This window comes from Amycolatopsis sp. NBRC 101858, from assembly GCF_030269325.1.
Lineage (GTDB): Bacteria > Actinomycetota > Actinomycetes > Mycobacteriales > Pseudonocardiaceae > Amycolatopsis > Amycolatopsis ponsaeliensis.
Genome location: NZ_BSTD01000002.1, coordinates 677,173 through 704,132, shown reverse-complemented (window position 1 = coordinate 704,132; position 26,960 = coordinate 677,173). Strand labels below are relative to the sequence as shown.

27 protein-coding genes are annotated in these 26,960 nt (G+C 72.2%); 17 read left to right on the top strand and 10 right to left on the bottom strand.

Annotated features, from left to right (window positions below; all coding sequences use genetic code 11):
• Positions 1 to 175 precede the first annotated feature (175 nt).
• Positions 176 to 682: a VOC family protein gene (locus QSK39_RS16500; protein ID WP_285478614.1), complete on the top strand. Its 507-nt coding sequence runs from the start codon at positions 176 to 178 to the stop codon at positions 680 to 682.
• On the opposite strand, the gene QSK39_RS16495 is transcribed toward QSK39_RS16500, so the two are convergent.
• On the bottom strand, positions 679 to 1,104 hold the full coding sequence (locus QSK39_RS16495; protein WP_285478613.1) for a DoxX family protein: 426 nt from the start codon (positions 1,102 to 1,104) through the stop codon (positions 679 to 681). The two genes, QSK39_RS16500 and QSK39_RS16495, sit on opposite strands and share 4 nt — an antisense overlap.
• Positions 1,105 to 1,559: 455 nt before the next feature.
• Here QSK39_RS16495 and QSK39_RS16490 point away from each other — a divergent pair, with 455 nt between their 5' ends.
• From QSK39_RS16490 to rimO, 8 genes are all read left to right on the top strand, one after another.
• Positions 1,560 to 2,249 (top strand): TetR/AcrR family transcriptional regulator, encoded by a 690-nt coding sequence (locus QSK39_RS16490; protein ID WP_285478612.1) that lies wholly within the window; start codon positions 1,560 to 1,562, stop codon positions 2,247 to 2,249.
• The gene (locus QSK39_RS16485) at positions 2,246 to 3,340 is read left to right on the top strand and encodes an FAD-dependent oxidoreductase (RefSeq protein WP_285478611.1); all 1,095 of its coding nucleotides are present in this window, start codon (positions 2,246 to 2,248) and stop codon (positions 3,338 to 3,340) included. Before QSK39_RS16490 ends, QSK39_RS16485 begins: the two co-directional genes overlap by 4 nt.
• Positions 3,341 to 3,354: 14 nt before the next feature.
• Positions 3,355 to 4,053 carry an alpha/beta fold hydrolase gene (locus tag QSK39_RS16480; RefSeq protein ID WP_285478610.1) on the top strand — a complete coding sequence of 233 codons (699 nt, stop codon included), beginning with the start codon at positions 3,355 to 3,357 and terminating at the stop codon, positions 4,051 to 4,053.
• A 24-nt stretch (positions 4,054 to 4,077) separates the two neighbouring features.
• Positions 4,078 to 5,328: a PucR family transcriptional regulator gene (locus QSK39_RS16475; RefSeq protein WP_285478609.1), complete on the top strand. Its 1,251-nt coding sequence runs from the start codon at positions 4,078 to 4,080 to the stop codon at positions 5,326 to 5,328.
• An 85-nt stretch (positions 5,329 to 5,413) separates the two neighbouring features.
• Positions 5,414 to 5,665 (top strand): hypothetical protein, encoded by a 252-nt coding sequence (locus QSK39_RS16470; protein WP_285478608.1) that lies wholly within the window; start codon positions 5,414 to 5,416, stop codon positions 5,663 to 5,665.
• A gap of 30 nt (positions 5,666 to 5,695) precedes the next feature.
• Positions 5,696 to 6,328 (top strand): NAD(P)H-dependent oxidoreductase, encoded by a 633-nt coding sequence (locus QSK39_RS16465; protein ID WP_285478607.1) that lies wholly within the window; start codon positions 5,696 to 5,698, stop codon positions 6,326 to 6,328.
• A 95-nt stretch (positions 6,329 to 6,423) separates the two neighbouring features.
• Positions 6,424 to 6,741, top strand: a complete 318-nt coding sequence (locus QSK39_RS16460) for a hypothetical protein (protein WP_285479949.1) — start codon at positions 6,424 to 6,426, stop codon at positions 6,739 to 6,741.
• 5 nt (positions 6,742 to 6,746) lie between these two features.
• Entirely contained in the window at positions 6,747 to 8,114 is a 1,368-nt protein-coding gene (gene rimO, locus QSK39_RS16455) for a 30S ribosomal protein S12 methylthiotransferase RimO (protein ID WP_502873281.1), read from the top strand.
• Here the strand turns inward: rimO and bla are convergent.
• Entirely contained in the window at positions 8,098 to 9,006 is a 909-nt protein-coding gene (gene bla, locus QSK39_RS16450; RefSeq protein ID WP_285478606.1) for a class A beta-lactamase, read from the bottom strand. The two genes, rimO and bla, sit on opposite strands and share 17 nt — an antisense overlap.
• A 108-nt stretch (positions 9,007 to 9,114) precedes the next feature.
• Here bla and QSK39_RS16445 point away from each other — a divergent pair, with 108 nt between their 5' ends.
• Both QSK39_RS16445 and QSK39_RS16440 read left to right on the top strand, forming a co-directional pair.
• The gene (locus QSK39_RS16445) at positions 9,115 to 9,981 is read left to right on the top strand and encodes a LysR family transcriptional regulator (RefSeq protein WP_285478605.1); all 867 of its coding nucleotides are present in this window, start codon (positions 9,115 to 9,117) and stop codon (positions 9,979 to 9,981) included.
• Positions 9,978 to 10,880: a serine hydrolase gene (locus QSK39_RS16440; RefSeq protein WP_285478604.1), complete on the top strand. Its 903-nt coding sequence runs from the start codon at positions 9,978 to 9,980 to the stop codon at positions 10,878 to 10,880. Before QSK39_RS16445 ends, QSK39_RS16440 begins: the two co-directional genes overlap by 4 nt.
• Positions 10,881 to 11,128: 248 nt before the next feature.
• Here the strand turns inward: QSK39_RS16440 and QSK39_RS16435 are convergent, their stop codons facing one another.
• Positions 11,129 to 11,695 (bottom strand): isochorismatase family protein, encoded by a 567-nt coding sequence (locus QSK39_RS16435; RefSeq protein ID WP_285478603.1) that lies wholly within the window; start codon positions 11,693 to 11,695, stop codon positions 11,129 to 11,131.
• Between the two features lie 54 nt (positions 11,696 to 11,749).
• Here QSK39_RS16435 and QSK39_RS16430 point away from each other — a divergent pair, with 54 nt between their 5' ends.
• The gene (locus QSK39_RS16430; protein WP_285478602.1) at positions 11,750 to 12,031 is read left to right on the top strand and encodes a hypothetical protein; all 282 of its coding nucleotides are present in this window, start codon (positions 11,750 to 11,752) and stop codon (positions 12,029 to 12,031) included.
• Between the two features lie 56 nt (positions 12,032 to 12,087).
• On the opposite strand, the gene QSK39_RS16425 is transcribed toward QSK39_RS16430, so the two are convergent.
• Positions 12,088 to 12,270, bottom strand: a complete 183-nt coding sequence (locus QSK39_RS16425) for a CsbD family protein (protein ID WP_284746653.1) — start codon at positions 12,268 to 12,270, stop codon at positions 12,088 to 12,090.
• A gap of 217 nt (positions 12,271 to 12,487) precedes the next feature.
• Here QSK39_RS16425 and QSK39_RS16420 point away from each other — a divergent pair, with 217 nt between their 5' ends.
• Positions 12,488 to 12,832 carry a hypothetical protein gene (locus tag QSK39_RS16420; protein WP_285478601.1) on the top strand — a complete coding sequence of 115 codons (345 nt, stop codon included), beginning with the start codon at positions 12,488 to 12,490 and terminating at the stop codon, positions 12,830 to 12,832.
• Between the two features lie 69 nt (positions 12,833 to 12,901).
• On the opposite strand, the gene QSK39_RS16415 is transcribed toward QSK39_RS16420, so the two are convergent.
• The 5 genes from QSK39_RS16415 to QSK39_RS16395 form a co-directional block, all read right to left on the bottom strand.
• Positions 12,902 to 16,555 (bottom strand): family 78 glycoside hydrolase catalytic domain, encoded by a 3,654-nt coding sequence (locus tag QSK39_RS16415; protein WP_285478600.1) that lies wholly within the window; start codon positions 16,553 to 16,555, stop codon positions 12,902 to 12,904.
• Between the two features lie 156 nt (positions 16,556 to 16,711).
• Complete coding sequence (locus QSK39_RS16410; RefSeq protein WP_285478599.1) at positions 16,712 to 18,007, bottom strand: DJ-1/PfpI family protein; 1,296 nt, start codon at positions 18,005 to 18,007, stop codon at positions 16,712 to 16,714.
• 1 nt (position 18,008) lies between these two features.
• The gene (locus tag QSK39_RS16405; protein ID WP_285478598.1) at positions 18,009 to 18,398 is read right to left on the bottom strand and encodes a hypothetical protein; all 390 of its coding nucleotides are present in this window, start codon (positions 18,396 to 18,398) and stop codon (positions 18,009 to 18,011) included.
• 99 nt (positions 18,399 to 18,497) lie between these two features.
• The gene (locus QSK39_RS16400) at positions 18,498 to 19,142 is read right to left on the bottom strand and encodes a response regulator (protein WP_285478597.1); all 645 of its coding nucleotides are present in this window, start codon (positions 19,140 to 19,142) and stop codon (positions 18,498 to 18,500) included.
• The gene (locus QSK39_RS16395; protein ID WP_285478596.1) at positions 19,139 to 20,221 is read right to left on the bottom strand and encodes a sensor histidine kinase; all 1,083 of its coding nucleotides are present in this window, start codon (positions 20,219 to 20,221) and stop codon (positions 19,139 to 19,141) included. The genes QSK39_RS16400 and QSK39_RS16395 overlap by 4 nt, the downstream gene beginning before the upstream one ends.
• A gap of 115 nt (positions 20,222 to 20,336) precedes the next feature.
• Here QSK39_RS16395 and QSK39_RS16390 point away from each other — a divergent pair, with 115 nt between their 5' ends.
• From QSK39_RS16390 to QSK39_RS16380, 3 genes are all read left to right on the top strand, one after another.
• Entirely contained in the window at positions 20,337 to 22,916 is a 2,580-nt protein-coding gene (locus QSK39_RS16390) for a glycosyltransferase (RefSeq protein WP_285478595.1), read from the top strand.
• Positions 22,916 to 24,364, top strand: coding sequence for a radical SAM protein (locus tag QSK39_RS16385; protein ID WP_285478594.1), 1,449 nt, complete (start codon positions 22,916 to 22,918; stop codon positions 24,362 to 24,364). Before QSK39_RS16390 ends, QSK39_RS16385 begins: the two co-directional genes overlap by 1 nt.
• A gap of 91 nt (positions 24,365 to 24,455) precedes the next feature.
• The gene (locus tag QSK39_RS16380; RefSeq protein ID WP_285478593.1) at positions 24,456 to 25,295 is read left to right on the top strand and encodes a GH25 family lysozyme; all 840 of its coding nucleotides are present in this window, start codon (positions 24,456 to 24,458) and stop codon (positions 25,293 to 25,295) included.
• Here QSK39_RS16380 and QSK39_RS16375 read toward each other — a convergent pair.
• On the bottom strand, positions 25,292 to 25,567 hold the full coding sequence (locus QSK39_RS16375; protein ID WP_285478592.1) for a hypothetical protein: 276 nt from the start codon (positions 25,565 to 25,567) through the stop codon (positions 25,292 to 25,294). The two genes, QSK39_RS16380 and QSK39_RS16375, sit on opposite strands and share 4 nt — an antisense overlap.
• 89 nt (positions 25,568 to 25,656) lie before the next feature.
• Here QSK39_RS16375 and QSK39_RS16370 point away from each other — a divergent pair, with 89 nt between their 5' ends.
• Positions 25,657 to 26,895, top strand: a complete 1,239-nt coding sequence (locus QSK39_RS16370) for a GDSL-type esterase/lipase family protein (protein ID WP_285478591.1) — start codon at positions 25,657 to 25,659, stop codon at positions 26,893 to 26,895.
• The last annotated feature ends 65 nt before the right edge of the window (positions 26,896 to 26,960 follow it).

The following is a 26,960-nucleotide window of genomic DNA, read 5'->3' as shown; positions in this document are numbered from 1 at the left end:
CACCCTACGAACCGCCGGCGCGCCTGACCAGGGCCTCGATGCGGTGTCGAAGGTTTGTCGCCCGGTCGGTCACCGCACCTACCGAGAGTGGGTCTCGGAGAAGTCCGGGCACCGTCGTTCGTGGTAACCTTCAGTTGAAACTTCAACCGATGTGCGTGCCGCGCGGGGAGCCTCGATGTCGATCTTTCGCCTGAACCACGCCGTGCTCTACGTCCGGGATCTGGCCGAAAGCGTCGCGTTCTACCGGGACGTGCTGGGGTTCGAATACACCGAAGACGGCGAGCTGTACCCCGGCGCGGCCTTCCTGCGGGGACCCGGGTCGACCAACGACCACGACCTCGGCCTGTTCGAGCTCGGCTCGGCCGCCGCGGACTCCGGTGCGGGGAAGACGTCGGTGGGGCTGTACCACCTCGCGTGGGAAGTCGACACGCTCGGCGACCTCGAGCGGCTCGCCGGCCGCCTCACCGAGGCCGGCGCGCTCGTCGGCTCCTCCGACCACGGCACCACGAAGTCCTTGTACGCCAAGGATCCCAGCGGGCTCGAGTTCGAAGTCGTCTGGATCATCCCGCGCGAGCTGCTGACCGACGAGGACCGGGGGAAGAGCGGGCGGCTCGACCTCGCGGCGGAGCTGGCGAAGTACGGTCCCGACGCCCGCAGCGGCGTCGGGATCTCGCGCCCCTAAGCCGTTACGCGCTCCCGCGCCGGTTCGGAAGCCCGTCGCAGGGCGGGCAGGTTGCCGAGCGCGAAGCGGCCGGGGCCGACGAACGCGACGACGAGCAGGCTCCAGCAGAAGAGCGTCGCCGCTTCGCCGCCGTTCTGGATCGGGAACAGGCCGTCCGGCAGGTGCGCGGTGAAGTACGCGAAGGCCATCGAGCCGGAGCCGAGGATCGCGGCCGCCCGGGTGCCGAGGCCCAGGCAGACGAGCGTGCCGCAGACGAGCTGGATCACCGCGGCCCACCACCCAGGCCACACCCCGACGGCGGCGGGTGCCTTCGCACCGAACAGGCCGAACAGCGTTTTCAGGCCGTGGCAGGCGAAGAGGAAGCCGATCACGATCCGGTAGAGCCCGATGACGTGGTCGCGGGCCGGGTCCAGGCGGTGCATGGTGCCTCCGGTGAGCGGGGGGCGGACGGCATCGAACCGGCCGGTGGTGGCGCCGGCCGCTGCGGATTCGGTGGAATCAGATATACCGTCCGTGAGAAGTTCACGCACCCCCCGAAAGTTGCTTAACCGGTTTTCTCTGGCGAAATGCCAGAGTGGTCTGTACCTTTGGATTTACCCTGCGGTAGAGCCAGAAACCGCCATCCGGGTGATCTTCATATTGTGGTCCAGACCAGTTAGGGGACTGGTCTGTGTTTCGGATTTGTTTCCGATTGTTTCAGTGCGGAAGCATTCAACCGGGCAGCGGTGCACATTGGGCCTGACGGATCAGTTCGGTCACTCGCTCCCGTGTTCGCGAGCGTGGGGAAGCCCGCGCCGGCGGTAGCTGTGACGCAGGCCGCGACGAACATGTTCGTCGCAAACGTGCTCGGAACGAACATGTTCGCTACAGTGGAGGCATGGCTCCGGAAAGCACGTACAACCGTCGGGAACGCCCGGCGAAACCGGCGTTGACCCGCGAAGGCATCGTCGCGACCGCCGTCGCGGTGATGCGCGCCGAGGGCGTCGAGCGCGTCACCATGCGCCGGCTCGCGAAGGAGCTGGACACCGGCGCGGCCTCGCTCTACGTGTACGTCAAGGACACCGAAGAACTGCACGCCGCCGTGCTCGACGAACTGCTCGCGGAGGTGGACCTCGGCGGGACGGGCGACTGGCGCGAGCGCCTGTGGGCCGTCCTGGACTCCTACCGGTCCGTCCTCTTCGCGCACCCGAGCCTCGCCCGGGTCGCGCTGGTGACCCGGCTGAGCGGGCCGCATTACCTGGCCCTCGTCGAAGCGGTGCTCGCGCTGCTCGACGCGGGCGGCATGGCTCCCGGGCAGGCCGCCTGGGCGGTCGACGTCCTGCTGCTGACCGCCACGGCGACCGCCGTCGAAAACGGCAGCCGTCGCGAGAAGCCGGGGGCCGCCCGCGAGCACGACGTCATGGTCGGCTCGCTGGCCACCGCATCCGCGCGGACTCATCCGCACATCGCCGCGCTGGCCGCCGACCTGGTGTCCGGCCCCGGCCCCGCTCGTTCGCGATGGGCGTTCGACGCGCTGCTCAACGGCGCGCTCGCCACCCCGCGCCCCGAACCCGAGGAGACCCCATGACCGGCATCGCCATCGTCGGCGGCGGGCTGGGCGGCCTCACGCTGGCCCGCGTCCTGCACACCCGCGGGATCGCGTCGACCGTCTACGAGCTCGACGCCTCACCGACCGCCCGCGACCAGGGAGGCACGCTCGACCTGCACGAAGAGTCCGGCCTGCGCGCACTCGCCGAAGCCGGCCTGACCGCGCAGTTCCGTGCCGTGGCGCGGGAAGAAGGCGAGGCCCTGCGCATCCTGGACCGCGACGGCGTCGTCCACTTCGAGGAGACCGCCGAGGAGAGCGGCGGTACCCGGCCCGAGGTGGATCGCGGGGCGCTCAAACGGATCCTGGTCGAATCGCTGCCGGCCGGCGTCGTCCGCTGGGGCACCAAGGTGACCGCGGTGTCCGCCGGGCGGCTCACCTTGGGCACCGGCGAGATTGTCGAGGCCGACCTGGTCGTCGGCGCGGACGGCGCGTGGTCGAAGGTCCGGCCACTGCTGTCGGCCACCGTGCCGGGCTACTCCGGACTGTCGTTCGTGGAAGCCAACTTGTCCGATGTGGACGAACGGCACCCGGCCGCGGCCGCGCTCGTCGGCCCGGGCTCGATGTTCGCGCTGGCCGGCGGGAAGGGCCTGATCGCCCAGCGCAACGGCGGCGGCCGGATCCGGGTGTACGCCGCGGTCGAGAACGAAGACCCGGACGCGGTCGCGGACCTCGTCGACCGCGCGCGCCTGCTCGACGTCTTCGCCGGCTTCGACGCGGGGCTGCGCGCCCTGATCGAGGAAAGCGACGGCGTCCTGGTCCCGCGTCCGATCCACGCCCTGCCGGCCGGCCACCGGTGGGTGCGGGCGCCGGGTGTGACCCTGCTCGGCGACGCGGCGCACGTCATGTCGCCGTTTGCGGGGGAGGGTGCGAACCTCGCCATGCTCGACGCCACCGAACTGGGTCTCGCGCTGGCCACCCACGACGACGTCGAAAGCGCTCTCACGGCGTACGAAACCGCGCTGTTCCCACGGGCGGGAGAAGCCGCCCGCGAGTCCGAGGACAACCTCGAAATCTGCTTCCGGCCCGACGCCCCGCGCGCGCTCGTCGAGCGGATGCTCGCCCACCACTGACGGAAGGAACCACCATGACCCGCACCCTGCGGCCCCACTCTGGACTGGACATCCCCCTCGTCGACACCGGCCGCGGCGACCGCACCGTCTTCGTCCTGCACGGCGGCGCCGGCCCGCGCGGCGTCGAGCCGATCGTCGAGCACTTCGCGCCGCACGCCCGCGTGCTCGCGCCGACGCACCCGGGCGGGGCCGGCACGCCCCGGCCGGACTGGTTCTCCGGCGTCGACGACCTCGCCGTCACCTACCTCGACCTCCTGGACGACGAAGACGCCGACGACGTGCTCGTGGTCGCCAGCTCCTTCGGCGGCTGGGTCGCGGCCGAAATGGCCGTGCGCGACCGCGGGCACCGCCTCGGCCGGCTGGTCGTGCTCGACGGCATCGGCCCCGAGGTCGAGGGTCACGCGATCAGCCTGCCGCAGCCGCCACCCGGCGCACCCGGACCGGACCCCGCGGACATGGCCGCGCTGCGGGTTTACGGCGGCCCGCGGATCGCCGACCCGAAGCTGCTGCGCCGGCTCGCGCGCGTCCGGATCCCGGCGCTGCTGGTCTGGGGCGCGGACGACGTCGTCGTGCCGCCGGCGTTCGGCAAGGCCTACGCGGCCGCGTTCGCCGACGCCCGGTTCGAGGTCGTCGCGGGCGCCGGGCACGTGCCCCACGTTCAGGCACCGGCCGAAACGTTCGCCTTGATCGACGAGTTCGTCGCACGAGCTTGATCGTTCACCCCGTAGGGTGGCTCCATGGTGGACGAAGAAATCGTCTCGGATCGCATCCGGCAGATCGCCGCCACCCTCGCGGACCGGGCGGGCGAACTGACCGCGGAGCTGGTCCAGCTGTACGCGGCCGACCTGCCCCAGCTGGTCAACGACGACGAGCGCATGGTGAGCCTGCTGTCGGCGAGCGTCTACCAGAACATCGAGACCGCCCTGCAGATCTTCCGGCACGGCATCGACCCCGCGACCGTCGAGCCGCCGGCCGCGGCCATGGAGTACGCGCGCCGGCTGGCGCAGCGCGGCACGCCGGTGTTCGACCTGATCCGGGCGTACGACCTCGGGCAGGCCGCGATGCTCGACTTCGGGTTCCAGGAGTGCATCCGGCTGGTCGACGACGCGGCCCTGCTCGGGGCCATGATGCGGCGGCTGCTCAAGGTCGCCTACGAGTTCATCACGCGGGTGGTGCGCCAGCTCGTGAGCGTCTACCAGGACGAACGCGACAAGTGGCTGCTCAACCGGAGTGCCGCGCGGGCGGCGAAGGTGCTGGACCTGCTGGGCGAGAACGGCGGCCCGGCCGACGTCGACGCGGCCGAGGCGGTCATCGGCTACCGCCTGCGCGGCACGCACGTGGGGATGGTCGTCTGGCACGCTTCCGAGGCCCATGACGTGCTGTCGCTGCTGGAGTCGGTCGCGGGCGCGGTGCTCGAGCGCGCCGGCGGCCAGGGCCGTCCGCTGTTCGTGCCCCGCGACGAGGCCGGCGCGTGGGCGTGGCTCCCGGTGGCGTCGGTCCGCCGCGAGCACCTCGACGCCGCGCTCGCGGAGGCCGACCCCGGCGTGCGCGTGACGGTCGGCGACCCCGGCACCGGCGTCGACGGGTTCCGCGACACCCACCAGCAGGCCCGCCGCGTGCACGCGCTGGCGCTGGCCGCCGGCGAGCACTGCGACCGCGTGCTCACCTTCCGGGAGGTCGGCACGGTCGCTCTCATGACGACCGACCTCAACGCGGCCCGGCTGTGGGTCGCGAGCACGCTCGGCACGCTGAGCGCCGACGACGAGAACTGCGCGCGGCTGCGTGACACCCTGCGCGTGTTCCTCGCGTCCGGCGGCAGCTACACGGCGGCCGCGGGGGAGCTGACGATGCACAAGAACTCGGTGCAGTACCGCGTGCGCAAGGCGCAGGAGCTGCTGCCGCGCGAGCTGGGGGAGAGCCGTCTGGACGTGGAGCTCGCGCTCAACCTGAGCCACCGCCTGGGTGCGGCCGTGCTGTCGCCGGCGTGACTTTGGTGCCCCGGACCACCGCCGTCGAAGATCGTTGGTGCGCGGGCACGAAGCCGCGATGAGCCGTTCGGCCTACGTTCCGTGTATGGCTGAGAACGGTGGGATGCTCGCGCTGGTGCGGCTACGCCGAGGCGTCGTCGGTGAAAGCAGACGCGTCTGCCACCTGATCCCCGTGCCGCCGGTGGGCGCCGTGCCGGCGCAGCTGACGGCGCTGTGCGGCGAGGAGATCTTCCCCGGCGAGGCCGAAGTGCTCGACGGGCTGCGCGGGATGCCGTGCCACGCCTGCCTGATGCGGAACGCGCCTTCGGGCCCGGGCCTGCTGGCGAACGCGGGCTGATCCGGACCGGAGCCGTGGCAAGCTGACGCGGTGATCGACGAGACGTCCCGGCCGGTGGTGGTCCTGCTGGCCCACCCCCGGCCCGGGAGCTTCAACCACGCCCTCGCCGAGCGGGTCCGCGACGCCCTGACCCGCGCCGGACGGCCGGTGTTCTTCCACGACCTGTACGCCGAAGGCTTCGACCCGGTGCTCCGGGCGGACGAGGCGTACACGAGCGGGACCCGGGCGGAGGAGTTCCTCGCCGCCGAACCGGATCCACTGGTGCGGCGGCACCGGGACGAACTGCGCGAAGCGGGCGGGCTCGTCGCGGTTCACCCGAACTGGTGGGGCAAGCCGCCCGCCATCCTCGGCGGCTGGCTCGACCGGATCCTCGTGCCGGGTGTCGCGTACCGCCTCGACGACGCCGGCGGCGCGCCGGATCCGCTGCTCTCGCTGCGGCGGCTGCTGGTCGTCAACACGTCCGACACCACCGAGGAGCGCGAGCGGACGCTCTTCGGCGATCCGCTCGACGCGATCTGGAAGCGCTGCCTCCCGCCGTACCTCGGCGAACCGGAGGTGCGCCGGCTGGTGCTGCGCGTGGTCGCCGACGCGGACGAGCGGCGCCGGGCCGGGTGGCTCGACGACGTCGAAACCGAGGTCGGGCACCTGTTCGGTGGTCACTGACCGGTTCCGGCCACTTCCGGTGAAGACCTTGAGGCGGTTTCGCGGAGCGTGCGATTCTCGGCTCGACCGGCTACCGGACGCACCGAGGGGGACCCGTGAGCATGCTCGAGCGGATGGCCGAAGAACGCCGTCGACGTCAGGGGACCACGCCGGAAGCGCCGGCCGGGCAGCAGTGGGGCACGTGCGTCAGCGTCCGGGAGTCCGGCGACCGGCGCCGCAGGATCGCCCGGGTGCTGTTGGCGAGCGGCCTGGTCGTCACCGCCTACCTGCCGCTGAGCGCCGTCGCGCCCGCGGTCGACTCACCGGTGCTGGTCCAGACCCGGGCGATCGGCGACGAAGGCGGCGGCCGGGGCGACGTCGTCTCCGCGATCGGGGACTCGGAGCCGCCGAACGTCACCGTCGTCGCGTACTGATCGTCGTGCGCACCGTCTCCCTGGTCACCCTGGGCTGCGCGCGCAACGAGGTCGACTCCGACGAGCTGGCCGCCCGGCTCGGCGATTCGGGCTGGCGCCTGGCCGAACCGGGCGCCGAAGCCGACGTCGTCGTGGTGAACACCTGCGGCTTCATCGAGGCGGCCAAGAAGGAGTCGATCGACACGGTGCTGGCCGCTTCCGGCAAGGGCGCCAAGGTCGTCGCGGTCGGCTGCATGGCCGAGCGCTACGGCCGCGAGCTCGCCGACGCGCTGCCGGAGGCCGACGCCGTCCTGTCGTTCGACGACTACCCGGAGATCGGCGACCGCATCGAGGACGTCGTCGGAGGCCGGACCCACTCCGCGCACACCCCGCGAGACCGGCGCACGCTGCTGCCGATCACGCCGGTGCGGCGATCGGCCGGGCAGGCCGCCCACGTGCCCGGCCACGGCCCGGCGAGCGGCCCGCGCGTGCTGCGGCACCGGCTCGGCGGCGGGCCGATCGCGCCGCTGAAGCTGGCGTCGGGCTGCGACCGGCGGTGCACGTTCTGCGCGATCCCGAGCTTCCGCGGCGCCTTCGTCTCGCGGCCGCCCGCCGAGATCCTCGCCGAGGCCGAGTGGCTCGCCGGCCACGGCGTGCGCGAGCTGGTGCTGGTCAGCGAGAACTCGACGTCCTACGGGAAGGATCTCGGGGACCTGCAGGCGCTGGAGAAGCTGCTGCCGCAGCTCGCCGCCGTCGCCGACCGCGTCCGGGTGAGCTACCTGCAGCCGGCCGAGCTGCGGCCCGGTCTCGTCGAGGCGATCGCCGGGACGCCGGGCGTCGCGCCGTACTTCGACCTCTCGTTCCAGCACGCGAGCGGCCCGGTGCTGCGCCGGATGCGCCGGTTCGGCGACCGGGAGCGGTTCCTGCAGCTGCTCGAGCGGATCCGGGCGGTGGCGCCGGACGCCGGCGTGCGGTCCAACTTCATCGCCGGCTTCCCGGGCGAGACCGACGCCGACTTCGCCGAGCTGAAGCTCTTCCTGGAGCACGCCCGGCTGGACGCCGCCGGTGTGTTCGAGTACTCGGACGAAGACGGCACCGAAGCCGCCGGCCTGCCGGAGAAGGTCCCGGCCACGGTGCGTGCCGAGCGCGTCGAGGAGCTCTCGGTCCTGGCCGACGACCTGGTCTCGCGCCGCGCGGAGGAACGGCTCGGCACCGTCGTGGAGGTCCTGGTCGGGACCGCCGGAATCGGCTGGGCGGCCCACCAGGCACCGGAGGTCGACGGGCACGTGACGTTCATCGGCGAGGCGCCGGAACCCGGTTCGCTGGTCCGGGCCGAGGTCGTCGGCACGCACGGCGTCGACCTCGAGGCCCGCGTCCTTATTGAAGGCCGCTGAAGGCCAGCTTCGCGGCCTGCGCGATCAGCCGGTCGTCCGCCTTCGCGTCCTTCGCCTTCTTGTCGGACATGACCACCAGCACGATCGGTGCGCGCCCGGGCGGCCAGACGACGGCGATGTCGTTGCGCGTCGCGTAGTCGCCGGTGCCGGTCTTGTCGGCGACGGCCCAGCCCGCGGGCGTGCCCGCCCGGATCACGGTCGCGCCGGTCGTGTTGGCGCGCATCATGTCCGTGAGGATCCGGCGCTTGTCCGGCGGCAGCGCGGTGCCGAGGGTGAACGCGCGCAGGCTGCCGGCCATCGCCCGCGGGGTGCTCGTGTCACGGACGTCGCCCGGCGCGAGGTCGTTGAGGCCGGGTTCGGTCCGGTCGACGTGGGTGGTCGTGTCGCCGATCCCGCGCAGTGCGGCGCCCAGCCCCGGTGGCCCGCCGAGCTCCTCGAACAGCAGGTTCGCGGCGGTGTTGTCGCTGTAGCGCAGGGCCGCGTCGATCGCGTCGCGCAGGGAAATGCCGGTGGTGACGTGCTTTTCGGTCACCGGCGAGTTCGGCTGCAGGTCGGCGCGGGTGTACTTCAGCACCTTCGCCAGCCCGTCGGCGCTCGTGCGCTGGAGGACGGCGGCGGCCGAGAACGCCTTGTGCGTCGAGGCGTAGCCGAAGCGTTCGTCGGCGCGGTGGGTGAGTTCGCGGCCGGAGCCGGTGTCCACGGCGTACACGCCGAGGCGGGCGTCGAACTCACGCTCGAGGGGCGCGAAGTCCGGTTGCGGGGCCGTGGCGGTCTTCGACGGCATCGACGCCGTCGCCGGCGGGGCTGCTGCCGGGGCTTCGGCGGAGCAGGCGGTGAGCGACACGAGGGCCAGTGCGGTGAGCGCGGCCCGCCGGACGTGGGGGAACGGCACGAGGCATCCTTTCCGATCTTGATCGACCTCCGCAGTCTCACCGCGTTCGCTCATGCTGTCCAAGACGGAAGTGCACGGTTCGATGCCGGAATCGCATAGAGTGGGGTCGTGGACCTGGTCGGCGGCTGCAGGGCGTTCGTGAGCGTGAGCGAGGCGGGGAGCTTCACCGCGGGCGCGGCGGTCGCGCGGATCCCGCAGCCGGTCGCGAGCCGGCGCATCGCCGCGCTGGAGCGGCACTTCGGCGAACGGCTCTTCGACCGGACGACCCGCCGGGCGCGGCTCACGCCGTTCGGGCGGGACGTGCTGCCTTCGGCCCGGCGGCTCGTGCAGCTGGCCGACGCGCTGGACCACGACGCGGGGCAGGCGCGGCTGCGGCCGATGCGCGTGGCCGTCCCGGACACCTGCGGCGTGCGCGAGCTGGCGGAACTGGCCGCCGAGGCCCGCGCGCGGGACGTCCACCTGGAATTCCGCGTGGCGCCGCCGGGGGAGCGGGCCGAGCTCGTCCGCACGCAGGAGGTGCGGGCGGCGCTGGTCGCGGTCCCGGCCGACGAGGGCGCGTGGTCCGTCCCGCTGGGCCTGGCCGGGGTGGTCGCGCCGCCGGCGCGGGTCGTGCACCTGGAGACGTTGCGGGCCGGGCGGTCGGGCGGCCCGCGGCGGCACGTCCGGATCCAGCCCGAGGACGACGTCCCGCACGTGCGGGACCGGCTGCTGCGGGTGCGGGACGCCGTGGGCCTGCCGCCCGCCCAGGTCGCCGTGGCCGGCTCGCTGACCGCGGCCGCCGCGGCGGTGTTCGGCTCGGCGGACCTGCTGCTGTGCTCGGCGGCGCAGGCCGATCAGCTGGGACTGCACTGGCGGCCGGTCGGGGAGGTCGTCCTGGCGCGCGGGTTCGACGTCGCCGCGGCGCTGGGGGAGGACGCCGAGCGGGTGCGCGGTTTGTCGTCCGCGATCGCCCGGTGCCTGGGGGCCGAGGCGTGAGCGCGGAAGCGCTGGTCCGGCAGCTGCGGGCCGAACTGGACGAAGGCGGTCTGCGCGGCTCGTTCCTGGTCCGCGACCTGCGGTCCGGGCACGAGCTGGGGATCGACCCGGACCGCGTGTACCCGATCGCGTCGCTGGTCAAGGTCCCCCTGGCGGCGGCGACCCTGGAGCGTGTCCGCCGCGGAGAGCTGGACGGCGCGACGCAGCTGGAGGTCGCACCCGGCGGCGTGACGACACCCGGGCCGATCGGGCTGACGCGGTTCCGCCACCCGGCCCGCATCGCGATCGACGACCTGCTGTACCTGAGCACGGCCCTGAGCGACGGCGTGGCGGCCGACGCCCTGTTCGGCCTCACCCCACCGGACTCGATCATGAGCACCCTGGACGGCTGGGGGTTGTCCGGGATCGCGGTACGCCACCTGATGGCCGACCTGGTCGACACACCGGCCGAGCGCTTCGGCGCGGGCGAGGTCGACCTGGCGCATTCACTGGCCATCGGCGCGGGCACGCAGGGACAGGGACACCGGCTGGCCCAGCTGGACGTGACGCGAGCCAACGCGGCATCGGCCCGGGCGGTGCTCGAGCTGCTGCAGGCGCTGTGGACACCCTCGCGCATCGACCCGGCGGTGGCGACGGGCGTCCGGGAGCTGATGGCGCACAACGTGATCCGCCACCGCCTGACACCGGACTTCGCCTCGGACGCGGCCCGCTGGTCCTCGAAGACGGGGACGCTGCTCAACCTGCGCCACGAGGCCGGAGTGGTCGAGCACGCGGACGGCCGGGTGTTCGGAGTGGTGGCGCTGACGGAGTCCCGCGTCCCGGCGGTCCTGCAACCCGAGGCGGACGTGCTGATGGCCAGGGTGGCGAGGGAGCTGCGCGACCACTTGCGCGGAGCGTGAATGGGGATTCGCGTAGGCCCGGCAGGTCTCCCTAGCCTGGCAGCGCCAGTGCCCCGCCGAGCCCAGGTTCACCCGCTGGCGTTACGGGCCGGGCCTGCGCAACCAGACCCGGCCTCGGGTCTCCCCAGCGAGCCCAGGTTCACCCGCTGGCGTTACGGGCCGGGCCTGCGCAACCAGACCCGGCCTCGGGTCTCCCCAGCGAGCCCAGGTTCACCGCCGCGCGTGCCTCAACCAACCCCAGCAGCGGCTCAAGCCGGCGCCGTCACCCCGAACTCCACTTCCGCGGTCCGCACCGTCCCCGCCGTCCGGCCCGGTGCCGTGTGGAACTGCCAATACAGGTTCGTGTGCGCGATGACCGCTCCCGGCTCCGGAGCCCCGTACGCCGACAGGTCCTCCGTCGTGTGCGCGTCGGACACCAGCGTTGCGTCGTAGCCTCGGGTGATCGCGCCGTGGAGGGTGGCCCGGATGCACGCGTCCGTCTGGGCTCCCGCCACCACCAGCTTGCCGATGCCGCGCGCCGACAGCACCGCCTCCAGGTCGGTGTCCTCGAACGAGTCGCCGTAAGTCTTGTGCACCAACGGTTCCGGCTCGCGCCGGGCCAGTTCCGGCACGTACTGCCACACCTCGCTCTCGCGGGGCAGCTCCTCGCTCGTGTGCTGCACCCACACCACCTCGACCCCCTGCGAACGCGCCTTCTCGACCAAGGCGACGAGGTTCGCGAGGACGGCCGCGCGGTCGTGGGCCCCGTTCATCACGCCGTTCTGCACGTCGACGATCAGCAACGCGGTGTTCGGGCGATCGGTCAATGTCGTCATGCCCCCACCCTAAACGCGGGCACCGACAGTTTTCCCGACGTAGCATGACCCGCCATGGACTACGGGATGCTGCTGCTCGGGGTCGTCCTGCTCGTCACGGTCGTCGGCCTGGGCTCGTCGGCCACCGAACGCAGGCTCAGCCGCCGGCTCGAGCGGATGGAACGGAAGCTGGACGCGATCGTCGCGCAGCTCGGCGTGACCGTCGAGGAGCCGGGGCTCGCCGAGGTCACCGCGCTGGTGCGCGAGGGCAAGAAGATCCAGGCGATCAAGGTCTACCGCGAGAACACCGGCGCGGACCTCAAGGAAGCGCGCGACGCCGTGGAGCGGCTCGCTTAGGGCAACGACGAACTGCCGCACCCCGGGATCCGGGGTGCGGCAGTTTGTGGCACAGATCAGTGCTTGTCCTTGACGCCCTTCACGGCGTCCTTGATCTTCTCGCCGGCCTGCTTGAGCGAGCCCTTGGCCTGGTCGGCCTTGCCCTCGGCCTGCCACTGCTCGTTGCCGGTGGCGTCGCCGACGGCTTCCTTCGCGCGGCCCTTGAGCTCTTCGCCCTTGTTTTCCAGTTTGTCGTTCATGGGGGTGCACCTTCCCGTTGCGGCGACATTTCCGGATCGGCCAGTCGCCAAAAGGGCCTTGACCCCCGATTACCCGGTCGCGGGTCGCCTACACATCGCAGCCGGACGAGCGCGGTGAGGATCGTCACCACGCGCGGCGCCCGGCCCGATGCGGGTAGCGTGGCCGGGAGGCGACGTCGCACCCGTGTGCGCGCGGCGAAGCCGGTGAGGAGGCGGCGTGACGGCGGCGAACGGGGCCGGGCGGCCCTGCCGGTTCTGCGGCACGGTGCACGGCCCGCGGGTCCCCGGCAAGGCCGGGCCGATCTGCGTCGACTGCGTGCGGGCCGGGCTCCGGGTGGTGCGCGACGGCGCCGACCGGGAGACCGGGAGCGGGGACGTGCTGGCGGCGGTGACGTCGCCGCTGGCCGCGGTGTGCGAGTTCTGCGGCCGCCGGGAGCGGCGGACGTTCCTGGGCCTGCGGCGCCCGCTGCTGCGCGTCGACTGCGCCGCGCGGGACGCCGTGATCTGCGCCGACTGCCTGGACCACGCCGGCGACGTGCTGAACCTCGCGCTGCGCCACTGACCCCGGGCCTGGTGGAGGCCCGGAGCGAGCCGGCACCGCCGCGGGGAAGCGGCGGTACCGGCTCTCGGTTCACGCGGTCGCCGTGAAGGCGTACGTACCCGCGGGCACGAAGTACGACCCGGACGACGAGGGCACCGCTTCCGGCGGCGCGACCACCGAACCCGGCTGCGACGTCGGCACTTGCACCGTCGCCGACGAACCCGCCGGCACCGTCACCCGCAGCGTCAGCTTCCCGGCCGAGATCGACCAGTCGCTGACCGCGCTGCCGTACGGCGTCTCGTACGCCGACTTCGCCGACGTCAGCCCGCCACCCGGCCGCGGCGCCACCAGCAGCGACGCGTAACCCGGGGAAGCCGGCGACAGCCCGCCGACCGAGCGGTACAGGAAGTCGCCCACCGAGCCGAGGCCGTAGTGGTTGAACGAGTTCATCCCGGGGTCGTTGAACGAGCCGTCCGGCTTGATCCCGTCCCAGCGCTCCCAGATCGTCGTCGCGCCGTGGCCGATCATGTAGCCCCAGCCGGGGAAGTCCGGCTGCAGCAGCACCTGGTACGCGACGTCCGCGTGCCCGTGCGCGGCCAGCACGGGCAGCAGGTTCTCGACGCCGAGGAACCCGACGCTGAGGTGACCACCGGACGCCGCGACCTTCGAAGCCAGCTTGTCCGCGGCCGGCTGGACGCGGTCGGCGGGCAGCAGCCCGAACGCCAGCGCCAGGACGTACCCGGTCTGGGTGTTGGCCCCGACCGTGCCGTCCGCCTGCGTGAACCGGTTGGTGAACGCCGCCCCGATCCGGTCGGCCAGCGTCCCGTACGTCGTCGCCTCGGCGGTGTGCCCGGTGGCCGCGGCCATCCGCGACACCAGCCGCGACGACCACGCGAAGAACGCCGTCGAAATCAGGTCCTGCGCGGTGTTGTCGTTGACGTTCAGCCAGTCGCCGTACGTCTGGTGGTCGCGGATCAGGTCGGCACCCGAGGTCGAGCGCAGGTACTCCACCCACTTGACCATGGCGGCGAAGTGCTCGTCGATCACACTCGTGTCGCCGTACCGCTGCCAGAGGGTGTAGGGCACGATGACGCCCGCGTCGCCCCAGCCCGCCGTGCCCGACCCGCTCAGCACGCCCGGCGCGACGTCGGTGAACGACCCGTCGTCGTGCTGCGCGTCGACCAGGTCGTCGCTGAACTTGCCGAGGAAGTTCGCGACGTCGAGGTTGAACGTCGAGGTGCCGGCGAAGATCCCGATGTCGCCGGTCCAGCCGAGCCGCTCGTCGCGCTGCGGGCAGTCGCTCGGCACGGACAGCATGTTCGAGCGCTCACCCCACAGGATGTTGTGCTGCAGCTGGTTCACCAGTGCGTTCGACGAGGTGAACGTGCCGGTCTGAGCGCCGGCGGTCCACATCGCGCGGCCGGTCAGCGTCGCCGCCGCCGGGGCTGACGGCAGGCCGGTCAGCTCGACGTACCGGTAGCCGTGCACGGTGAACCGCGGCTCGTACGTCTCCGCGCTCCCGGTGCCGGCCAGGGTGAACCGGTCGGTGGCCTGGGCCGCGCGCAGGTTCGTCGTGTAGATCGTGCCGTCCGGGTTGAGCACCTCGGCGTGCCGCATCGTCACCGTCGTGCCGGCCGGGCCGGTCACGGACAACCGGTTCCAGCCGCTGAAGTTCTGGCCGAGGTCGGCGACCCACACGCCCGGCTTGGGCTGCGTCCAGGAGACGGGCTTGAACTCCTGCTGCACCGTGACGCCGTTGTCCACTTGGGACACCAGGTTCGGCTTCGCGCCGGTCTTGACGCGCGGAGCCGCCCAGGCGCGGTCGTCGAAGCCGGGCCGGTCCCAGCCGGTCGCGAGCCGCGCGTCGTACGTCTCGCCCTGGTAGAGGTCGTCGGCGCGGATCGCGCCGTCGCCGGTCTTCCAGGTGCCGTCGGTCGCGACGGTGGTGGACGTCCCGTCGGTGAACGTCAGCTTCAGCTGCGCCGAGTACCACGGCTCGGTGCCGTACTTCTGGCTGCCGGCGATGCCGATGCTGCCGGAGTACCAGCCGTTGCCGACCATCGCCCCGAGCACGTTCTCACCCGGGCGGATCTGCCCGGTGACGTCGGAAACGCGGTACTGCAGGCGTTTCGTGTAGTCGGTCCACCCGGGAGCGAGGACCTCCCCGCCGACCTTGGCGCCGTTGAGGTGGGTCTCCTGCAGGCCGAGCGCGGTGGTGAGCAGCCGCGCGCTCGCGACCGGCTTCGCGACCGTGAAGCTCTTGCGCAGCAGGGGAGCGGGTGCGCTCACGGCGACGTTCGCGCCCCACGGCCCGGTGCCGTAGGTGGCCACGGCCCGCGCCGCCGGCCAGGAGCTGTCGTCGAACCCGCGCTGCTGCCAGCCGGCCGGGCCGGTCTGGCTCGCCTTCCACGTGCCGTCGGTGCTCACCGTCGGTCCACCTTGGACGGTCAGCTTGGCGATCATCCCGGCCGGGCTCTGCGTGGTGTTCTCCGCACTGATGGCGATCGTGTTCGTCCCGGCGGTCAGCAGGGTCCCGACGTCGACGACGGCGGCCGTCTTCCACGAGTCGGTGACGCGGGGCGAGTCGCTGACCTGGGTGCCGTTGACCCAGACCGTGGCGGTGTCGTCCCCGGTCACGACCAGCGTGGCCTTCGACGGCACGGCGGTGAGGTCGAAGGTCTTCCGGAAGTACCGGGTGGCCGGGGGCACGCCGCCGGCCGGATCGCCTTCGGGGTACCAGACCCAGCTCGCGCCGGCGAGGTCCGGGCCGGCCGCGGCGCGGCCGAGGAAGGCACCGGTCCACTCGGCCGCCGGGTCGCGCAGCGCGGTTTCGAAGCGCTGCACCGGGCTCCAGGCGCTCATCCGGCCTTCGCCGTCCCAGACGCGGACCTTCCAGGTGTAGGCGGTCAGCGAAGCGAGCGCGGGTCCGCCGTAGGCGACGTCAGCCTGCTGCGCGGACGTGACGCGGCCGCTGTCCCAGACGTCCTTGCCGCCGGTGGACACCACGAGCTGATAGGCCGACTGCCGTTGCTGCGCGGCCGAAGACGCCAGCTTCCAGCCGAACCGGGCCTGGGCCGGGTCGACGCCCAGCGGGTTCACGCGCTGCCCGATCGTGGCGCTCGCGACGGTGAGCGGCGTCTTGGCCGAGGCGGCGGGCGCGGCGACCCGCGTGCCCCACGGGCCGGTGCCGTAGGTGCCGAGGTCCCGGGCGGCGGCCCAGGTCCCGTCGGCGAAGCCGGGCTGCTCCCAGCCGTCCGGCGCAGTCGTCGCGCTCTTCCAGCCGGCTCCGGTGGTGACGTCGGTGGTGCCCGACGCGGTCGTCACGCGCACCCGCCCGAGCAGGCCGGCCGCACCGCCACCGTTGCGGACCGCGACGGCGAGGGTGTTGACGCCGGGAGTCAGCGCGGGCCGGAGGTCCACCGACAGCGCCGACCGCCACGAGTCCGCGGTGCGTGCCGACGAAGCGAGGGGCTTGCCGTTGAGCCAGACGTCGGCGGTGTCGTCGCCGGTGACGACGAACCGGGCGTCGCTGACCGCGGCCGCGGGAACGGTGAACGTGGTGCGGAAGTACCGGGTCGCGGCGGGCGCGCTCACCCGGGCGTCGCCTTCCGGGTACCAGATCCAGTGCGCACCGGTCAGCTCCACCGGTGGAGCGGCACCGGCCGGCGGGACCGCGGTGGCGGACAGGACCAGGATCGCGGCGAGCGTGGTGGTGGTCGCGCGCCAGAGCTTCGAGGGCAGCATGCGGGCTCCCTAACGGCGGGGACGGGACGACGAGATTTAAAACGTTTCAATAAGGCGTGATACGTGACTGTAATCACGAAATCACACGTTGGCAATACTCCACCGGGACGCACGCTTGGTGAATCGCTTCGACGATCGAGGGAATCCTAAATCGTTTTAGGACCGCCGCTTCCGCACCCGGACCACTACGGTGACGGTCGCCGCGCCCAGCAGGACCAGGGCGATCGGCAGTGCCGTGGGCAGCCACGGCCAGGCCCGGCCTTCGAAGACGACGCCGTCGGTGGGCAGCTCCAGGACCTTCGCGGTCCAGCGCGCGGTCGCGACGTCCGTGTGGCGCGAGAGCGCGCCGACCGCGGTGTCGTAGGCGAAGCCGGGCCGGTCGTGGACGTACTCCGGGGCCGGGCGGCCGGGCGGGGGCGTCACCCCGCGCGTCGATCCGGGCACGACCAGCCGGTCGAGATCCGCCGAGGCGAGGGAGCCACGCGGCACGAAGGTGAGCCCGTGCCGCGACCGGATCGGGGCGCCGTCGGCGCTCACGGCGAGCGTGCGCGAGGACAGCGACTGGCCTTCGGTGTCGAAGACGGACGCCAGCTCGATCTCACCGACCCCGTTCGTGAGCAGGACGCCGATCTCGTCGGGGTTCCAGCGGAAGGCGGCGTTGACGATCGCGGCCGCGTCCGGCATCGACGCCGGTGCGTGCACCGGGACCCTGGTGCCGTAGCGCGTCCAGCCGATCGCCTTCGCGGCGTCGGCCGCCGCCTCGCGGCCGGCCAGCCGTTCCACCCAGTGCAGCGTCCCGTCGACACCGGACAGGATCCCGGCGGTGGTGACGATGTCGCCGTCGTCGACGAACCGCTGATCACGCACCCAGCGCACGGCCGGGTAGTCGGCTTCCCAGGCCTCGATCTTCAGCCAGTGCGCGGTGGCCGGCCGTCCGTCGAGCAGGCCGGTGGAGGCGAGCACACCGCCGCCGTTGCAGACGCTCAGCAGCTTCGCGCCGTGGGCGGCCTGCGCGCGAAGCCAGTTCTTGACCGGCTCGGTGCTCGGCTCGCCGACGTCGGGGAGCGCGGGCACGACGACGAGGTCCGGTGCCTTCGGGCCCAGCCGGGCGGCGAGGTCGTCGAAGCTCAGGTCGGGGACGAGGTCGAGGCCGCCGGTAAGCGGCTTCGGCTCGCGCTTCGACGCGACGGTGTAGACGTTGAACCGGCCGGTCGCGGCCAGGATCTCGTACGGCGCGAGGGTGTCGGAGACGACGGCCCCGCGGTCGCCGACCACGATCACCGCGGTCGGCTTGGCCGGGTCGTGGACCGGCGGTGCCGCGGCGGGCAGGGGCCGGTCCGGGCCGGGGGCGTAGAGGGCGTCGAACGCCGAGAGCGCGGAGACGGCCGCGCCGACGGCGGGGACGGCGAGCACGGCGACGACCAGGGCGAACCACTTCAGCACGGTCCGCATGTCAGTGCCAGTACTCGGCGCGGCGCGACACCATGGCGGCGAGCATCAGCGGGAACATGATCACGTGCCCGGCGACCATCAGCGTGCCGCCGCCGATCGCCCCGAGCCAGAACGGCACCAGCAGCACGACGAACGGCAGGTACATGGCGGCGGCCATCTCGGCGATCCGCGGCCACGAATGCCGGCGCAGCAGCATGGCCGCGGTCATCGCGACGGTCATGTTCGTGGCCATGACGAGCGCGTCGATGTCCGCGCGCTCCAGCCACGACGACGGCCAGAGCGGGTGCAGGGCCACCATGCCGATGAGCATGGCGGCGACCATCTCGACGTAGTGCCCGGTGAACCGGGCGAGCTTGCGGGTGGTGGTCCGGGGCGGGGCGGCGGTGGTCATCTCGGGTTCCCTCCAGTGCGGTTTCGCTCCTGGACGAGAATCCCGGGTGCCGGCCGGATCGGGACGTGCCGGAAGTCATGACCCGGGTCATGTGACCGCTCAGAGCAGGCCGAGATCCCGGGCCCGCAGTGCGGCTTGCGTGCGGTCCCGGGCGCCGAGCTTCCCCAGCAGGTTCGTCACGTGGTTCTTCACCGTGCCCTCGGCGAGGAACAGCTTCGCGGCGATCTCGCGGTTGCTGCGGCCGTCCGCGAGCTGCCGCAGCACTTCCCGCTCCCGCTCGGACAACGGCACCACCAGCGCCCGGGGAGCCGGTTCGGGCAGCTGCGCGAACCGGGCGACGACCTTCGCGGCGACCGACGGCTGCAGCACCGACTCCCCGCGCGCGGCGGCCAGCACCGCTTCGATCAGCCGGGCCGAGGAGACGTCCTTGAGCAGGTACCCGACCGCGCCCGCGCGCAGGGCGGCGAAGACGTCTTCGTCGTCGTCGAACGTCGTCAGCGCGATGACCTGCACGGACGGGTGTTCCAGCCGCAGCCGCCGGGTCGCGGCGACGCCGTCGAGGACCGGCATCCGCAGGTCCATCAGGACGACGTCCGGCCGCACGGAAGCGGCCTGCCGCAAGGCTTCCTCGCCGTTGCCCGCCTCTCCCGCGACGTCGATGCCGTCGTGGGTGGCCAGCAGCGTGCCGAGGGCTTCGCGGAACAGCGCCTGGTCGTCGACGAGCAGGACGCGGACCGGTGTCATCCCGGGACCTCCATGCTCAGCGCGCTGCCCTCGCCCGGCGCCGAGGTGAAGTCGAGCTTGCCACCCAGCTGCTCGGCGCGTTCCCGCAGCCCCAGCAGCCCGAAGCCGGGAGACGCGCCGCCGTCGCTGCCGGCGCCGTCGTCGCGGACCACGACCCGGACGGACGCGTCGGCGTAGTCCAGGACCAGCTCGACGCGGTCCGCGCCGGCGTGCTTGCGCACGTTCGTCAAACCCTCCTGCGCCGTCCGGAAAAGCGCCTCGCGGTGCTCCTCCGGCAGCGGCCGCTCGGCACCGGAGACCGCGAGCTCGGCCGGGACGCCCGCTTCGGAAACCAGCGCCCGCAACGCGTCCGGCAACGGCGTCGGCCGCGGCTCGCGCAGCGCTTTCACCGAGCGGCGCACTTCGGAAAGCGCGTTCTCGGCCTGCTCCTGCGCCTTCGCGAGGACTTCGTCGGCCTTGCCCGGGTCGATCGGCAGGACCGCCCGCGCGGCCTTGACCTGCATCTGGACCACGGTCAGCGAGTGCCCGAGCCCGTCGTGGATGTCGCGCGCGACGCGGTTGCGCTCCTGCGCGGTCGCCAGCCGTTCGGCTTGCGTCGCGTAGTCGCGCAGCTTTTCGTGCGCCTCGGCGAGTTCGCCGCGCGAGCGCTGTTCGCGCAGCAGCAGTTCGGTGATGACGGCGGCGAACAGCACCGAAACCAGCGTGCCGAGGCCTTCCCGCAGGCCCGCGCCCAGCGACATCCCGAGGTGCACGAGCGGCACCACCGCGATGACGAGCGCGATCACCGGCAGCGGCAGGCGCAGCAGCACGCACTGGCTGACCAGCACGACGAGGAACAGCGTCGCTCCGACCCCGGCGCTGATCGTGAACGTCACGAAAGCCAGCGGCAGCTGGACCCCGACGTACGCGGCCGGCCACGTCCACCCGCCGCGGCCGCGCACCCAGCCGAAGCCCGCCGTCGCGAGCGCGGTGAAGACCGCGCCGAACACCAGCGCGAGCGCGGGCTCCCCGGAACCGAGGACCCCGAGCACGATCGAGAGGAAGGCGCCGCAGGTCAGCACCCCGAGGGCCCGGGTCACGGTGCCACTCTGCGGGGTCCGGCGGCCGCGGTCAACCACGCGTTCACGCGGCCGCCCGGAGCCCCGCCGCTTACGCTGGGACCGACGGCGAAGCCGAGACGGGAGTCCGACATCGATGTCAGTCCTCTGGGGCGTGTCCTTCGACGCCACCGCACTGTCCGGGGTCGTGGTCGAGTTCCTCAAGACGGCGCACCGGTTCGCCGGGCACCGCGTCCACCTCGACCTCGGCTACGACATCAAGGCCGACAAGGGCGCCTTCTTTCGGCCCTACCGCGACGAAGCCGGGTTGCTGCCCGGTTGGGTCACGCTCGACCGCGTCGAAGGCGTCGACGCGATCCGCGGCTACGACGGCGAGTTCGTCGAGCGGGTCCTGCGCGAAGTCGTCCAGCGCGGCGACGAGACGCTGCGCCCGGAGATCGACCGGATCGCCGGTGAGCTGGCGGGGAAGATCGTGGCCACCTGGGAGCGCCTCGGCGTCACGATGGTGATGGTCGAGAACGGCACCCTGCCCGAGAACCTCACCTACACCGAAGCCCTCTACCGCGCGATCGACCGCTACGGCGCCCGCCACCGCCTCGGCCGGTTCGTGTTCTGGCGCGACCACGACCTCATGTGGCAGAGCGAACCGGGCATCGCCAAGTACGGCCGCTTCCCGTACCCCGGCGTCCCCGCGCCGCGGAACTCGCCGCACATCCACTACTTCGCGCTCCACGAGCAGGCGAAGGCGAAGACCCTGGAGTGGGTGCCGGACCTGCGGGCCATCGACGTCCTGCCCAACGCGTTCGCCATCGCACCCGCGCGGGTCGACGAGCGCAACGCGGGTTTCCGGCGTGACCACGGCATTCCCGACGACGTCCCGCTGCTCGCCCGGATCACGCGGATCATCCCGCAGAAGCGCATCGACCGGGACCTGCACCTGCTCGCGCTGCTGCCCGGTGCCTGGCTGTTCATCGCCGGAGACATCGACGAGACCCCCGCGGAGCACGCGCGCCTCACCGGTCTCGCGACCCGGCTCGGCGTCCGCGACCGCGTCGTCTTCGGCGGCTGGCTGACGCCGTACGACACGGCCGTGCCCGGCCGGTACTCGGTGCGGGACCTGCTGGCCCACGCGACGGTCGTGTCGTTCCTGACCTCGTACGACTACGAGAGCTACGGCAACCCGGTCAGCGAGGCGATCGCCTCCGGGACGCCGTACATCACCAGCGGGTACGAGCTGTACGACGTCGTGTACGGCCGCAAGGGATTCCGGGCGCCGGTGCTGGACATCCGGGCCCGCGACCTGCCGGACGCGGCGTTCGCGCGCGAGGTTTCCGAGCTGATCACCGACGAAGGGAAACGGGCGGACGTGGTGCTGGCGAACTCCGAACTCGGGCAGGCGCACTTCGGGACGCGGGTCGTCGACGACCTCGTCGACCGGCTCTACCCGCCGCCGATGGGTGCGGGCACGCGGCTTTCCGTCGTGCTGCCGGTCTACAACGAGGCCGCGAACCTGCCGGAAGTCCTGCGGACGCTGCACGAGCAGCGTGACGGCGACGCGCCGCTCGACAAGAGCCGGTACGAAGTCGTGCTGGTCGACAACAACTCGACCGACGACACTGTGGCCGTCGCGCGGGCTTTCGCGGCTTCGCATCCGGACCTGGCGCTGCACGTGATCGCCGAGTCCGAGCAGGGTGTGTCGTGTGCGCGGCGGGCGGGCATGGACTTCGCCGCGGCGCGCAGCCGCAACCGCCCCGACACCGATCCGGGGGAGCGGTTCTACCTCGTGTCGGCCGACGCCGACTGCCGCGTCGACCCGCACTGGCTGAGCGAGCTGTTCGCCGCGATGGAGTCGAGCAAGGCCGCGATCGGCGTCTGCGACTACTACTACAACTTCGACCACTTCACCGGCCGGCCCCGGCTGTGGGACGCGATCCAGCGGACGCTGCGGTGCCGCGCCGTCACGTTCTCGCTGTTCGGCGGCTTCCCCGACGGCAAGGGCTTCGCCGTCGAGCGGGACGCCTACGAGCGCGCGGGCGGCATCGAAATCTTCTACCAGCTGCAGGACGGGAAGTTCGTCAGCCACCTGTCCGACGACTGGGACTTCGGGATCAAGGTCGCCAGCGGCGGCGACGCGATCACCTACGCGCCGCGCTCGCGCGTCGAGATCAACCCGCGCCGCGTCGACCACGCCATCGACGAGGTCATCGCCGGCCGGGCCTACGGATCCGACGGGATCATCGTCATGCGCGACATCCGGCCGTCGGTGCCGGCCGTCGCCGCGGATCTGACCGAGGCCGAGGCACTTCAGGCGTGGGAGTTCTCGATCAAGGACTTCACGCCGAAGAACACGATCCTGCCGGTGCTGCTGACCCCGGCGCTGCTGGAGGACGACGCCGTCATCGCGTTCTTCGGCGCCGACCTGGCGGCCCGGCTGGCCCGGCGGATCGCGGAGATCCGCGACGAGATGCGCGTCGTCGACTTCACGCCGATCCACGCGTACAAGACGCCGTCGTACCGGCTGTACCTCGAGTTCGCCGACGAGCTGTTCGCCTGCCTGCGGCGGCACGTCGGCGACGACATCGGCTTCCCGCCGCCGCTCCCGCCGTGCCTGGCGGAGATCCCGGCGGAGCGCTTCGCGGAGTTCGTCCACTACTACTGCGAGGACCGGGAATCCGGAGAGGCCCACAACTACTTCGGCAACGGAGGGGTGTTCTGATGACCCTCGCCTACGAAGAGGCGATCGGCTCGCTGCACACAATCGACCCGGCGTGGCCGCGGCCCGCGGTGCTCGACGTCCTCGAGGCGCCGGAGAACCGGCACCTGCTCGACTTCGTGCAGGAGGACCCGTTCGGGGCGCACGTCTTCCCGGGCAACGTCCCCGGTTCGCCGTCGGACTTCCTGCGGGACCTGGACGCGCAGCTGGCTTCCTCGAAGCCGATCCACCTGTGGTCCTACATCCCGACGTGCGCGTACCGCTGCCGGTTCTGCCAGTACCCCGTGGTGCTGGTCAAGGGCAAACCCGAAGTGCAGTACGAAAAGGCGAAGCACTGGGTCGACCTCAACATCGCCGAAGCCCGGCTGTGGCTCGACGCCGTGCCCAACCTGGCGGGCGCCGAGGTGGGGGAGTTCAACGTCTTCGGCGGCACGCCGTCGCTGCTGCCGGAGCCGGAGATCCGCCGCCTGCTGGAGTTCTACCGTTCGGAGTTCGGCTTCACCGCGGACACGACGATCCGGTTCGAGGGCGACCCCAGCACGTTCACCCCGGCCAAGCTTGCGCTGCTGCGAGACCTGGGCTGCACCAAGCTGTCCAGCGGCGTCCAGTCGTTCGACGACCACGTGCTGGAGCTGTGCGGCCGCGAGCACAGCGCCGAGATGTGCGTCGACTTCGTCCGCAACGCGGCGTCGCTGGGCTTCGAGTGGGTCAGCATCGACCTGATGTACGGCCTGCTCGATCAGACCCTCGACAGCGTCCGCCGCGACCTCGACGTCGTGCTGGAGAACGAAGTCACGGCGGTGGTCTGCACGAAGCTGCACCTGGCCTCCTACAGCGACACGCGCACCGGCGTCACCGGCGAGAAACCGGCGGCGTGGCAGCTGCCGGCGTACCGGGACAAGCTGGTGCGCGACGGCCACCGCTGGCCGACGCTCGGCGAGCAGTACCAGATGCGCGAGCTGCTCACCGACGGCCTGCGCGCCACGGGCTACACCGAGCACCCGACGATGTACTTCGCGCGCGCCGGCCTCGGGCCCGAGAAGTGGAAGGCCATCATGGTCGACCAGGACAAGCAGGAGGCCGAGGTCGCGATCGGGCTGGGTGGTTCGTCGAGCTGCCGGGCGTCGGAGGCGATCACCGACGTCAACTCCCGCCGCTACATCGAGACCGTTTCGGACGGCCGGATCCCGCTGGGCTCGGCGACGCGGTTCACGCCCGAAGCCCAGGAGGCGCGGGCGGTGAAGATGGCGCTCACGACGTTGCAGCCGTTGCGGGATTCCTTGCACGCGGAGCGGTTCCCGGGGCGTTCGCTGTTCGCGGAACCCTGGCTGGGGAAGTTCCGGTCGCTGGCCGCGCGGGGCCTCGTCGAGCTACGGCCGGACGACGGCGTCGTCGAACTCACCCGGACGGGGGAAACGCTGATCGAGGCGATCATCACCACCGAGCTATAGATCACCACATCGAGTGACACATCGCTCGCGGGGAGCGATCAGGGCAGGCAGCATGGGGTTCGCCCGTGCCCGTACCGAGATCGGAGCCCCGATGAGCCGAACCGTTGCCGGACACGACGAACGGCGGTGGCGGGCGCGCCTCGCCGGGGCGGGCGCGCTGGCCGCGTTCGCTTCGGTGGTCGTCGCGATGCCCGCCGAAGCCGCGCCCGACTATTCGCTCGCCGGCACGAACTTCGCGGGCACGCAGATCGCGCTGCACGAAGGCGTCGTGCCGGGGTCCGCCCGCGCCGACACGACCGATCAGACGCTCGGCCACGACGTCAGTGGGCACCAAGGCGCCGTCGACTGGGCCGCGGCGGCGGCCGGCGGGGCGAAGTTCACCTACGTCAAGGCGACCGAGGGCACCGGGTTCGTCAACCCGCAGTACGGCCAGCAGTACGACGGCGCGCACGCGGCGGGCCTGATCCGCGGCGCCTACCACTTCGCGCGGCCCGACATCTCGGGCGGCGCGGAGCAGGCGGAGTACTTCATCGCCCACGGCGGCGGCTGGCGTTCCGACGGCAAGACGCTGCCGGGCGCGCTGGACATCGAATACAACCCGTACGGCGACGTCTGCTACGGCAAGAACCCGGCCGACATGACGGCGTGGATCACCGACTTCACCCGGACGTACCTGGCGAAGGTCAAGCGGAGCGCGCTGATCTACACCAGCACGGCGTGGTGGAAGCAGTGCACCGGCAACGCGTCCCGGTTCGGGAACACGAACCCGCTGTGGCTCGCGCGCTACGGCCCGGAGGTCGGCGAGCTGCCGGCGGGCTGGGACAAGCAGAGCATCTGGCAGTTCGCGCGCGGCGGTGGCCTGCCGGGCGACCAGAACTACTACAACGGCCCGTTCGGCCGGGTCGTCGCGCTGGCCGGGGGAGCGGCTTAACGCTCCCAGCGGCCCGTGAGGTCCGGCCACGGCGGCCGGCGCAGGACGGCGAGCGTGCCGAGGGTGGCCGCCACCAGGCCGGTGCCGACGGCCAGCACGGCGATGCGCGTCGCGTCGACCGCCGGCTCGAACTTGGCCTGGCCGTCACGGATCGCGAAGACACCGGGCGGGCTGGTCACGGTGATCACCGTCGTGCCGTCGGGGGTCTCGTACGGTTCGCCGAACAGCCGTGGGGTGCTTTCGTGCCGTCTCGGCAGGCCTCGCAGCGTCATGACTGCTCATCGAACCCGCAAACCCGGCCGCTGACAAGAACGGACAAGCTGCTTGCCGCTTCCGTGACCGGCTCCCTACCATCGACCGGATGCGGGCAGCCCATCGGATCGCTGTACTGGCCACGATTTCCGCGGTGGTCGTCGCCTCGGCACCCGGCGCGGACGGCGCGGGGCCCGCCTGGTTCACGTCGTGGGCGCAGTCGCAGGACGGGCACGCGGACGCGCCGGTGTCCGGCCGGTCGCTGCGGATGATCACCCACCTCAGCCAGGGCGGCGATGCCGTGCGCGTCCGGCTCCAGAACACGTTCGGCACCGGGCCGCTGACCATCGGGCACGCCACCGCCGGCCTCAGCACGAGCGGCGCCGAGGTTTCGGGGACCCGCGACCTGACGTTCGCCGGCAAGCCGTCGGTGACGATTCCCGTCGGCGGAGACGTCTGGAGCGACGAAATCCGCCTCACGACGCGCCCGGACACGAATCTCGCGGTGAGCATGTTCGTGGCGGGCACGGCGACGCCCGGCCGCCACGGCGCGGCGCTGCGGGACAACTACCTGAGCGCGCCAGGGGACCACACGGCCGATGTCTCCGGCGGCGCTTTCGGTACGACGGTCGGCTCGACATACGTGGTCAGCGCCATCGACGTGCACAACACGTCCTTGCACGGAACGGTCGTCCCGTTCGGCAGCTCGGTGGTCGACGGGATCGGCAGCACCAACTGCGGCCCGGGGTGCACCCAGCTCGGCGCGGACCGCCGCTGGACCGACGACCTGGCGCGCCGGATCGTCGCGGAGGCCCCGGCGTCGGCCCAGCTGGCGGTGGCCAACGCCGGCGTTTCGGGGACGACGAGCGCTCCTTCGTGCCCGGGGATGCCGCCGTCGGTGGCAGGCCTGGATGCGGGCAGCCGCCTCGACCGCGACGTGCTGGCACTGCACGGCGTCACGTCGGTGATCTACTACTACGGCACGAACGACCTGGCGTACGGCTGCGACGCGGCGGCGATCCTTTCCAGTTACCGAGCCGTCTTCGCGCGGCTGCGCGCGGCCGGGATCGCCGTGTACGTCACGCCGAGCACGCCTCGCCCGGGCTACAACGACGCGGCGAACCTGGCGCGGCACGAGATCGGCCTGTTCGTCTCCCGCTGGTCTTCGTGCGGCGGCACCTGTTCCGGCGTGGTGGACTTCGACGTGGTGCTGAAGGATCCGCTGAAGCCCAACATCATCCTCCCGGCCTTCGACAACGGCGACGGAATCCACGCGAACGCGGTGGGACAGCAGGCTTTGGCGGACTTCGTGTCACTGCCGATGCTGGCCGGCTCCGCGCGTCGATGACCCGATCCGGGCGGGTTCTTCACACGATGGCGTGACGTCGCGAGTCGGAGCGACCGGACTGTGCC